This window comes from Candidatus Stygibacter australis (genome assembly GCA_030765845.1).
Classification (GTDB): Bacteria; Cloacimonadota; Cloacimonadia; order Cloacimonadales; family TCS61; genus Stygibacter; species Stygibacter australis.
In genome coordinates this window covers 1-11,303 of the sequence record JAVCDJ010000201.1, presented here as the reverse complement: position 1 = coordinate 11,303, position 11,303 = coordinate 1, and the positions used below count along the sequence as shown (strand labels likewise).

At 40.7% G+C, this 11,303-nt stretch carries 7 protein-coding genes; 2 read left to right on the top strand and 5 right to left on the bottom strand.

Annotated elements, in window-relative coordinates:
• Nucleotides 1-684 (top strand): mechanosensitive ion channel (locus tag RAO94_10120; protein MDP8322693.1); only part of this gene is annotated, 684 nt, incomplete at its 5' end.
• Between the two features lie 5 nt (nt 685-689).
• The gene (locus tag RAO94_10115; GenBank protein MDP8322692.1) at nt 690-1,865 is read left to right on the top strand and encodes a radical SAM protein; all 1,176 of its coding nucleotides are present in this window, start codon (nt 690-692) and stop codon (nt 1,863-1,865) included.
• An 86-nt stretch (nt 1,866-1,951) separates the two neighbouring features.
• Here RAO94_10115 and RAO94_10110 read toward each other — a convergent pair whose 3' ends face one another.
• The 5 genes from RAO94_10110 to RAO94_10090 all read right to left on the bottom strand — a co-directional run bounded on the left by RAO94_10110 (nt 1,952) and on the right by RAO94_10090 (nt 11,146).
• Nucleotides 1,952-3,274 carry a VWA domain-containing protein gene (locus tag RAO94_10110; GenBank protein ID MDP8322691.1) on the bottom strand — a complete coding sequence of 441 codons (1,323 nt, stop codon included), beginning with the start codon at nt 3,272-3,274 and terminating at the stop codon, nt 1,952-1,954.
• On the bottom strand, nt 3,271-4,389 hold the full coding sequence (locus RAO94_10105; protein ID MDP8322690.1) for an AAA family ATPase: 1,119 nt from the start codon (nt 4,387-4,389) through the stop codon (nt 3,271-3,273). The genes RAO94_10110 and RAO94_10105 overlap by 4 nt, the downstream gene beginning before the upstream one ends.
• A gap of 112 nt (nt 4,390-4,501) precedes the next feature.
• Nucleotides 4,502-5,497 (bottom strand): DNA repair exonuclease, encoded by a 996-nt coding sequence (locus tag RAO94_10100; protein MDP8322689.1) that lies wholly within the window; start codon nt 5,495-5,497, stop codon nt 4,502-4,504.
• A 71-nt stretch (nt 5,498-5,568) separates the two neighbouring features.
• Nucleotides 5,569-8,025 carry a C10 family peptidase gene (locus RAO94_10095; GenBank protein ID MDP8322688.1) on the bottom strand — a complete coding sequence of 819 codons (2,457 nt, stop codon included), beginning with the start codon at nt 8,023-8,025 and terminating at the stop codon, nt 5,569-5,571.
• Between the two features lie 514 nt (nt 8,026-8,539).
• Nucleotides 8,540-11,146, bottom strand: coding sequence for a right-handed parallel beta-helix repeat-containing protein (locus RAO94_10090; protein ID MDP8322687.1), 2,607 nt, complete (start codon nt 11,144-11,146; stop codon nt 8,540-8,542).
• Between the last annotated feature and the right edge of the window lie 157 nt (nt 11,147-11,303).

Genomic DNA, 11,303 nt, shown 5'->3' with positions numbered 1-11,303 from the left:
AATAAAACTATTAAGATTGTATTGCTGGTTATTGCTATGCTGATTGCCATGAATATCATTGGGGTAAAACTTACAGCCCTTACGGTATTTGGTGGTGCCATTGGTGTTGGAATTGGTTTTGGTCTGCAAAAGATATTTTCTAATTTCATCAGTGGTTTTATTCTATTGCTGGATAAGGCTATCAAGCCTGGTGATGTAATTGAGATTGATAATACTTTTGGTGTTATCCAGTCACTGAGTACGCGTTATGTGACGCTTCTCACTATCGAGGAAAAGGAACATCTGATACCCAATGAAGACCTGATCACGCATAAGGTGATCAACTGGTCGCATTCAAACCGGATGATCCGCCTGAATGTAGATGTGGGGGTGGCATACAATACTGATATACCACTGGCTATGGAACTGATAACTGAAGCAACAAAAAAATTAAACCGTGTTTATAAATTCAGACAGCCCAAACCAATGATCATGGATTTTGGTAATAGCTCAATAGACCTGAGGATCACGTTCTGGATCAAAGACCCCGAATTTGGGATCGATAATATCAAGAGCGAAGTCCGTCTGGAAATCTGGAAGACATTTAAAGAGCATAATATCCAGATCCCCTTCCCGCAAAGCGATGTTTATATCAAATCTCTGCCGGAGTCGAATAATAATAATATTACTTTACCTGCTGAATAACCGGCATGCCTAATGAAATAGAAGTAAAAAGAATACTTAAAAAGAACCGTTTCCCGGAAGCATTTGCCGGGAAGTATGGTTTTTCTCCTTATATGGGTTGCGGACATGACTGCAAATACTGCGATGGCAGATTTGAGAAATACCACTTTGAAGGTGAATTGCACAAGGACATCACTGTCCGCACCAATACGGCAGAGCTACTGGCAAAGGAACTGCCAAAACTGCGTGAATATGGACCTATCTGCATCTCTTCCGGCATCTCAGATGCTTATCAGCCCTTTGAAAGTAAATATGGCATCATGAGCGATTGCGCTGATGTACTGGCTGAATATGATTTCCCCCTTATCTTTCACACCAAAAGCAACCTGATCACCCGGGACTGGGCAAAGTGGCAAAAAGTGAATGACCGTGGGGGAGTGAACCTTTACGTTTCACTCACCTGGCTGGATGATAAACTGGCAGCAAAATTTGAGCCTTGTGCCAGCTCTGCCAGCCAGAGACTGGAACTACTGGCTGCTTCAGTTGCTGCCGGTTTTCGCACTGGTATCCTCGCCATGCCACTCATCCCCGGTATATCAGACAGTCCTGCTCATATAAAAGCATTATTGCAAAAAGCACGTGATCTGAAAGTTGATTTCATCTGGATATCTTCTCTAACACTCAAGCCCGGTAGACAAAAAGACTATTTTCTCGACTTCATAAAAGCAGAATTCCCGGAATCCCTGGAAAATATCACCCAGCTTTATACTAATAACGACCCCTATGGTTCGCCTATTCACAATCAGCAATTCTATTATTCACTGATGCCGCTTTATAAAAAATATGGTTTCACAGACGTGATTCCTCACCAGGTTTTCCATGATAAATTTGCCATCTATGACGAGATAAATATACTCCTGCATGATCTGCATAAATTATATCGTCAAAATAGAAAAGGTACAATTCGATTGAAAAAAGCCACAGCATTATATCGCAACTGGTTAAAAGAAAAAAAGGACTTCCTCGCCCATCGCAGAAATCTATCCTACAGGGATATTGATAAGGAAATTGTTCATCTTCTCAGAAATGACAAATTCCAGGAAATCATTGAAAATCCAAAACTGGAAGCTTTCTTCCAGCAGATATTTCTTAATCACGATCTCTTTGATTACTACAATCTCAAATTTAACTCTGATTATTAGTTAGTTAATCGGTAATTTATTACCTGTTAATTGCCCAATTGGAAGTTAAGAGGTAATATATGTCTTATTATGTTGATTTCCTAAATTCAAATTTCCACCTTCAATTCACCCATCATCTCCATCAATTGCTCAAGATTCCTTTTATCCACAATTTCTTTTTCTCCCTTGAACAGATTATAGCTTGTTACAGGATTCAGTTCCAGATACCGCGTTCCCCAGTTTTTTATCAAGATATCAATTAACTTCTTGCTCCAGTACGTTTTATTACCTTTCCGGGCAGGATTAATGATCATCAGTCTCACTCGGTTTGCTGCCAGTTGCTCAGCAGTTTTGATCACTTTCTTATAGGATGGTTCATCAAGCAGGCTTGTATGCCCTCCTTCCAATGGTTCAGGGAAGCAATCTGAAATCAATATTACTAAATTCTTCATACCAGCCAGTCGATACTTACTTTTTCCCAATACCTGATTAGCCAGTTGCAAACCCTCCCCTAAGGGAGTGCCACCTTTCACTTCCAGTTGATTTATCGTTCCAATAACCTGTAATACATTCAAAGTAGGGTAATGATATATTTGCGCCAGATCATCCCGGAAAGTGATCAATCCCAGTTTGTCACGGGCTTTACTCACATTGTCGCTCAGACAACTCACCAGTTTCTCAATGTGCGGTATCACCCAGGATATGGACTTACTCGTATCCAGCACCAGCATAATATTAAATATTTCATTCTGGGCATAAACAGCGTGGCAGAAATCAGACTTATCGATCGTAAATCTTTTCTCAGCCAGATTATAATGCCCCATCCCAGCAGCATTGAGTAAAGTAGGCAAGGGACACAATTCACCTCTACCTGCTTGCTGATACCTCAGTATTCTATTGCGAGCTGCCTTAAATATTTGATCAGTAATCCTGCGGCTTTTCTTACGCTTTGCCAGATTCAAACGCAGTTTCTGCTGCCAGCCGGATTCGATCTTGAACCTGGCTTCTTCTTCCCTGTTCTCAGATACTCCCTTGCGTACTGTTCTGTACCGTGGCAAATTTAACCTTTCTCCGATTATTTTGCGGTTACGTACCAGTCCCAGCACATATTTCAACAGCGTTTTCAGATTCATTTGCTCATCAAAGATAAACAGCGATTTAATTATACCACGTTTCGCTTGAATAATTGTTGTGTCAGACTCAGGATCAGAAAGCTGGTGCAGAAAATAGCGCAAAGCGGCCAGATTCTCACTCTTATTATGATATCTGTCAAAAATGCTGAGCATCTCAATTAAGATCGTCTTTTCCGCTTCTGTTAATTCCGAGTCTGCTTCTGCATAACGAATCGCTAATTGTGGAATATTTGACTCAAGTTCCTGCGGACTTTGGGTTTCGAGCCAGGTTACTGCATTACCCAAAGCCCTTGTCATTTTTTTTCGTATTGCACCAATCCACTATCTGTAAAAAGTCTGATGTTTTTATCTACAACATTGCGTTCAATTTTCCCTTGTCCTTTAGTCTGCCATTCCTTATGACGATCAAAGAACTCATCGATTTCCTCTGTTGTTAATGGCTTACTCAATCCACCTTCACGAGTTCTATGTCCCAGAGCGAGATGAGCAGCCTGACGAATATGACGGAATTCTACTTCCCCTCTCATTTCCAGGGCTGCCTGGGTTCTGGCTGTTTTGATTATTATAATATCTGCTCTGTGTCCATCCAGTTTAAATTCACTGCCAAGTTTTACTATCAGATCGTAAAACACTGGGTTTACCTGAACTTTTTCAAGTATTGCCCTGGCTGCTTCTACCTGGTTGCGTAAACCTTCTGTTTCAGTTATAAAACTGTCAATAAATCCTGCTGCATCACGCTCAAATGCCAGATTCCGCTGAATGATCTCCTTCCGCAACCTGCCGTCCTCCACTGATTTCAGTTCCACAGAAAGCGGAAAGCGATCTAAAATCTGGGGACGTAATTCTCCCTCTTCCGGATTCATAGTACCTATCAATAAAAATTTCGCTGGATGCTCCACAGAAAATCCTTCCCGCTCTACCCGGTTCCAGCCCATTGCTGCCACATCCAGAATATCATCTACTATATGATCTGGCAGCAGATTCACTTCATCTATATATAATATCTGACGATGCGCCTGCACCAGAATTCCCGGGATAAAATGCTTCTCCCCCTTCTGAAGTAACCGCTCAATATCTATCGTTCCCAGCAGCCTGTCTTCCGTGACACTCAAAGGAACGGACATAGTTCTCGCCTGCTGGTTTATTACCTGTTTCTCTTTTCCAGCATATTTCACCTGACAACTTTTACACCACTCTTCCTGTTTATCGGGATTGCAGTTAAATTCGCAGTCCTTAAGTATCTCGATGTCTGGAATAACATCACTTAATCCATGAACTGCAGTACTTTTACCGGAACCTTTCACTCCTTTGATCAAGAGCCCACCTAATTCAGGATTGATCACATTCAATAAAAGCCCCAGAAATAACTCTTCCTGACCTACCAGTGCACTAAAAGGATAATTTCTTCGCATGTTCTTCTCCAGTAAAATATTTTCTTCTTATCAATTATTTTCAAAAAAGTAAAAATTCTCCTAAATTGTCAATTGTTAAATTATTACAAATATCTTTTCCTTTCAAACAACACTAATTTTTATCATTATTATCGGAAAAAAGTGAACGTGACAAACTATAATTCATCGTCTTTGGAAAAATCTTACGCAATTTTTCTGCAGTCAAATCAAGATTGGCTGCCTTATTCTTCAGTTTCAACCGCACGATACTGTCGTTGTGCAGATGACTTATCTTTTCTTTCAGTAGCTCTTCCCAGTTACTTCGTTCAATAATATCATCAAGATAGATGTCCACCATCGGGCGTGCTGGCAGTTCCCTGAGCGCTATTTTATCAGCTCGCCATCCCCTTGAGCTCTTTGCCATCTCCACTTCATAATAACCCTTTGGCTCGCTCATCTCTTGAAAGGATGTCCGCTCCACAGAACCGCTATAAATGATGGGTTGACGTCCATTGGTGAGTATCTGTCTCCGGTGAATGTGACCACTCAGCACAAGATCAAAATCTCGGCTTATATCTTTGATATTCACTACATCAGCATTATCCCGAAAGATGTATCCAACGATCTGGGAACCATCAATTGCCTGATGCATCACAAGTATACTAAGGCTTTCCTGCTCTCGCTTCAGCTTTTCCTGAACTTCACCAAACCTGCTTCTCACATCTTTTCGGATATTAGGAAAACCGGAAACTATTACTTTCTCTCCCCTGATCAAGAATTCAAAACTCTCTGCCTGCTGGAAAATATAAAGATTGGGGTGATTAAGCAGAATAGATTGCGGTAACACTGAGCGTTCATGATTTCCAGGCACGATAATGATAGGAATTCCCTTTTCGGCATATTCAAATAACAGCGCATATACCTTATCGATAATCGGTGCAGGAACCTTACTGCGAAAGAAAAGGTCTCCTCCATGAATGATCAGATCAGATTTTTCTGCAATTGCCATATCCAGCACCTGGCGGGTATTGGCAAAAAAGTCCTCTCCCCGTCGTCTTATATTCAAACGCGGACGCAAGGGCAGATCAAACCCCAGATGTGTATCCGAAAGAAAAGTTATCTTAACCATAATAATAAAAAAGGGCAGACCAAAGTCTGCCCATATTTCATCTCACGTTTCACGACTCACGATTCACGTAATTATTTCATCAAGATCATCTTTTTAGTAGATGTATATTTACCATCTTTTAATTTATAGAAATATATACCGCTGGAAACTGGTTTTCCACTATCATCAACACCATTCCAGTGCATGATATGTTCACCTTCTTCCAGTATTCCATTTACCAGGGTCCTAACTTTCTGACCTTTTACATTATAGATTTCCAGACTTGTCTGACTTGTTTCTGCCAGACTGAAAGCTATATTCGTTTCAGGATTAAATGGGTTAGGATAATTTTGTCCAAGCTGAGTTGTTACAGGATTGATATCCATCTCTTCACCATCTGCTATCATAGAAATAACTTTGGCAGTGATCATGAAGTTATGATCATAACTGCTATTAACTTCTGTCCAGCTATTGATCCTGAACCAGGCACCCTTACCAGGAACGCGAGGTGAAGTATCAAACCAGGCAAGATCGGCGGTAGTGCTTTGCACTTTGAAACCGATATAATAATCCATGTCCGGCTCAATAGGTACCATGTTATCAAAGGTAACTTCCACTAATTCACCATAATTAAAACTATCAACAGCCTTCTCAGAAACAAGCGTGCCTCCAGCCCAAATCTGTCCCCAGAGTTGACCGTCTGCCATGCTTATTGGTGAGATAAAGCGAACTTTATTGAAGATAGTATCCAGATAATCTGTCAGGTCTTCTGGAGTAAGTTTGAAAGCACAACTCATTGTAGTAGGGATCAAATGGAATATTTCTCCTGTGTCTCCACAATAGCTAAGTGTTCCTGACTCAGGATAATTTTCCAGAGTAAAATCAAAGTTCTGCTGAGTAGCCGTGATCTCCACTTCCTGTTCAGCAAAATAAGTTCCACCCCAGGATGCTGTTGCCAGGTATGTACCAGGCATGATCCCTGCTATGGAATAATTTCCGCTGGCATCAGTAACGCCACTGCTCATTATTTCACCTTCTTCATTATAATAAGTGATCTCAGTTCCAGCTGGACTTGCCACACCACTAACATTACCAGTTAAGGTAGTGTAATCATCCAAAGTCATCATCAGGAAATCATTACTGTCATCCAGATCAAAGGTTTGTGATTTATAAAAATATCCACCACCTGGATTCTCATAATTAACTGTAACATTATAGGTGCCTTCATGCATGAAATCAAAGGCAAATGATCCACCACCATCAAGATTACCATCATATAATCTGCTGCCTCTGAACTCGATATCTGCATTGGCAGGAATTGTTCCATCACTATTGGAAATCAGCGCAAAAAGATCAAATAAAGTGCCGCCACCTTCGATATTAATAATTGCATTATCAATGACATTATAACCAGCAGGCATACCATAAGGAAGTGAATACCAGCCATTATCATATCCACCCCAGCCCATATTAAGGTGATAGGTGCCATCTCCTGTATTATAGCCGTCACCGATAATTGCATGACCATCAGTTCCACCTAAAATCCCAAACATTGCCGGGCGACCATTCATCATATCATCCTGAAGCTCACTATAGAACTGTGGACTGCTGCCGGACATTCCTACAGCAGTATCATAACCAAATTTATTTAAAAAGGCTTCTCTGGAATCATTGTGTCCTGACCAGTATACATAAGAACCTGAAGCAACATTGGAATATTTCATCCGCACAGCTACACCTGCTGCAAAATTTAAAGTAGCCAGGACATGATTGTTCATGGGATCCACACCAGCAAAATATTCCTGAACATCTACCAGATAAGTATTCAAGGTTGGAAAATCAGGAAAATCATTTTCTTCAAAATCATTATCTATCAGACAGTAAAAACCCTCATAATTGCTGGCATAATCATCATTATTACTATAACTGGCATCACCGATATATTCATGATAAGCCAGGATCATAGATAAAGCAGTTGCCACACATCCTGATACCGCTCTGCCACCATTTACATCATCCATGGGACAATATGCATTCCAGGGATAACCCTGATCCCATTGCAGATCTACCCAGCCACCCGTGGAAGAATAGCCTTCGGGTGGGTATACTGCACGATCTCGGCTCATGAAAGCTGAGTCATCTTCATTCAAATAAGCATTCCACTTTGTCCGGTTTTCAGTTAATATTTCTACTGGAGTGATCTCACGAGCTGCTAGACGATTATTCATATCTGTCTGAATATAAAGATAACCCTCGCTGTGAGTGTCTTCAAAAGAAAAGTCATTGGTGAAAGAATAACCCACTACAGGTGGAAGATCAGTATCCACACTCACGATGACAAATCCCTGCGGTGATAACTGATATACATAAGCCACTGCCTCGCCTGATGCTCCGGGGATTATCTCCTCGCCTGTGATACTAAAATCTGTCTTGCCTTTAAGCTCTAACTGATATTCAGCTATGCCTAAAGCAGTTATATCATCTACTGCAACTGCCAGCAGGATTGAAAATGTGACCATCATCGCCACTAATACTAATAATCTTCTCATAACATTCTCCTATATTTTTTATTATATTCCATTCCAACTTAAAAAACCTTTCACTACTATAATATAGTCAAGAAAAATAACTTCCCTAATTATATTTTTACCCTACTATATTAATTATATGCACACTCTCATAACTTATCCCATATCAAGCCACTCAGGGTGTAATTCATTCAAGACTTCAGTATTAAAATACATATCTCGCTTTATGACTTATACTTAAGTTCCTGGTTTACGCCTGTTTTCAAACACAAATACTTAAAATCATAACTCGTTTATCTTTATATAATATGCTCAGGGAAATCACGATATTTTTTTTCTGTAACCCCCTTTTTGTTGTAATCAGGTAAGTTTTATTTCTGAAACAGCTTAGCACGTACTCACATTTTAATATCACTACGTGCTAAGTTGTTCCGGGTTAAGGGCACATATTGGGCTAAGCTATTATAGGATATAGGTCTTAAAGGACTTATAGTACCTATATGGCTTGTAGGGCTTAGGGCTGCTGCTGTATCTTTTAGCGAAGGAGCAGCAGCTTGCGGGAAATTGTGGTGTGGGCAGTATTCAGTTTATAGAAATAGATGCCTGATGCTGCAGGATTACCATTTTCTGTGGTGCCGTCCCAGAGAATTTCGTGATTTCCTGCTGATAAGTTTTCATTAACCAGATCTTTGATCTTTCTGCCGCGGCAGCTATAGATGGCAAGTGAAGTTGGGGAATCTTCTGCCAGATTGAATGCTATGCGGGTAACTGCTGAGCGGGAGTTATCAGGGGAGAAGGGATTAGGGGTGTTTTGACTAAGCTGGGTAATATTCAAGGGAACCTGGTCATTATCATCGCCAGTGGGCACAATCCAGGTGATAGTATTTGAAGGCTCAGTTTCGCTGGTGCCGTCAAATCCGGTCACATAGAAATCAGTGGTTATTTCTATAGGCAACGGAACAGGAAATTGTCTTTCTGTGACAGGTATTTCAGCAATCATAACGTCATTAGCATAAATGCGGTAAGTATAGAATAGGGCATTACCATCAGGAGGGTTCCAGAGCAGAATTTCCTGATCATCTTCACCCCAGGCAAATTTCAGGTCCCAGGGATTTAATGGTTCTTCATACAAAGGGTAGTAAGCGAAATAATCCAGTGTTATTGGCAGAAAGGAAGGCTCAGTCTGGGGCAAGATTGAGTTATCCAGATCAAGTTGACTATTTAGTCCTAATAGATTATTTTCATTTAAACTAAGCCTGCATGTAATGCCTATCTGGTTGACAAAGGTTTCTAAGATCATGTCATCTTCATGAACAGCTTCAGTTGTAAAACATTCATGAGCTTCTGATATATATTCAATAGTATCCCTTGCCGTTACAGTATATTGATAGATATAAGATTCATCTTCACCATATAATCTTAATGATTCCCAGGTATCACCAACAGCAAGATTAGTGATCTTTTGATATACTGAATGTGGAGCGGTAAATTCATCTATATACCAGCCATTATCGTCGTATTGCGGTTTGCCCCAGTATTTCAGATAATCTCCATCTTGATATAACAGTGCCTGGTATTGGGGATAAAATCCTCCTTCGATAAAATGATATAGAGTGATATCTCCTGTCTGGATTACTCGCGGAACATAATTATAGCGCTGAAAATCATAGTCATTAACCTCTATTTCCAAGTCAGTGTACTGGCTTGATTCATTGATTGTGAGTACTTCCGGAAAGCGCCAGTCACCATAGGTTCCAGTAGCAATCTCACCATCAGCACTCATACCCATGAGACCAAGAAAATAGTATCCAGCGGGAATTTCGGTTAATTCAAAGCTGCCATATTCAAGGGTAAATGGTTCGATATCCAAGCTGTTATTAACACTGATCAAATACATAGTCCAATTGACCATTTCATAGCCCCCGTTATAGGTGAAAGTTCCTGAAAGTAGAGTTGAAGGTGGAGCATAAATGGGGTCAAAATCTACTATCGGTAGAGAAGGGCTGTCTTCGCCATCATGGATAGTAATGGCAATTTCATCATAATCTTCTGAATCCCAGGTATTGTTTTCTGCCAATATTGTATAAGTATTGGAGCAGTTATACACATAGACTGAGTTATTTACGCCATTCGCATCGATATTTTCCTGGAAAGTATTCATGCCCTGTTCCAGAGGATTTGCACTGGCGGCATTACCCATATAGGGATTGGCACCATTTGTGATATAAAGGGCAGTATAATTACCCGTGATAGTATTCCCCGTGATCATTGGTGTGGCAAGGGAGCCATAGCACATTACGCCAGCACCACTATTCATGTCGCCTGGGATAAAATTATCAGCTATCTGGTTATCGAGCAGAGTGCCACCGCAATTATAGAAATAAACTCCGGTGAGATTGCCGATGATCTGATTATTCTGGATAAGGACATTGATCGTGCCGGCTGAGAACATATCAGTGCAGGTGATACCCTGCTTATTATTATCATGAATATAATTATCCTGGATCGTGGGTGAACAGACAGCTCCATTAGTTTGGATATTGATCTGAATAGCACCGCGGTATTGAGTGCCCATGCCGTTATTGGTAATCTCGCAGTTCTGAATGGTGGTATTGCCATTTTCATAAATATCAATACCGTTTTCATAACTGCGCTCGATGAAGCAGTCTTCTATCAATACATCAGGAGGGTCAGGGTTACCAATGGCAAAAAGATGGATGCCCGTCATATTCCCATCCAGATGAGAATTATGAATATGCAGCGGGGCATCAATAGAATTCACGCCATTATTTGCACCGCGGATATAACAGTAGGCAAGCTCATATCCGTCACCGGTTTCCTGCTCCAGACGCAGCTCATCCCAATATCCGCTGTATGTGGGATAGCGGTCAAAATATATGGAATCCGTCTCAGTACCCTGAGCATTGAGCATACCTTCTGCAGTAATACTCCATTCACCCCAAAACTGCACGGTAACGCCCGGCTCAATAGTAAGCTCTTCACCAGCGGGAATTTGCACTTCACCGATTACAACAAAGGGACTATCCTCTAGAGTCCAGGTACCTGTCTGAATACCGCTTACTTCCGTAGCGAGTAATGTGAGGACATTTATAAAGAGAAAAAAGGTTAATAAATATTTCATTTTATTCTCCTGTAGCTTTTTTCTATTGAGAAAATATAGGGGATGATTATGTCAATAAAAATCGAGTTTTTGTTGTAACCATTGCATCCTTGAGCTGGATGAGGAGAAATCAAGACCAGGATGGTCTTGATACAATGTAACCAGAGCATCTTGCTCT

Excerpts from the sequence above, each read along its gene's own strand:
- RAO94_10115 (MDP8322692.1), top strand. The coding sequence starts at position 690 with ATGCCTAATGAAATAGAAGTAAAAAGAATACTTAAAAAGAACCGTTTC.
- RAO94_10110 (MDP8322691.1), bottom strand. The coding sequence starts at position 3,274 with ATGACAAGGGCTTTGGGTAATGCAGTAACCTGGCTCGAAACCCAAAGT.
- RAO94_10105 (MDP8322690.1), bottom strand. The coding sequence starts at position 4,389 with ATGCGAAGAAATTATCCTTTTAGTGCACTGGTAGGTCAGGAAGAGTTA.
- RAO94_10100 (MDP8322689.1), bottom strand. The coding sequence starts at position 5,497 with ATGGTTAAGATAACTTTTCTTTCGGATACACATCTGGGGTTTGATCTG.
- RAO94_10095 (MDP8322688.1), bottom strand. The coding sequence starts at position 8,025 with ATGAGAAGATTATTAGTATTAGTGGCGATGATGGTCACATTTTCAATC.
- RAO94_10090 (MDP8322687.1), bottom strand. The coding sequence starts at position 11,146 with ATGAAATATTTATTAACCTTTTTTCTCTTTATAAATGTCCTCACATTA.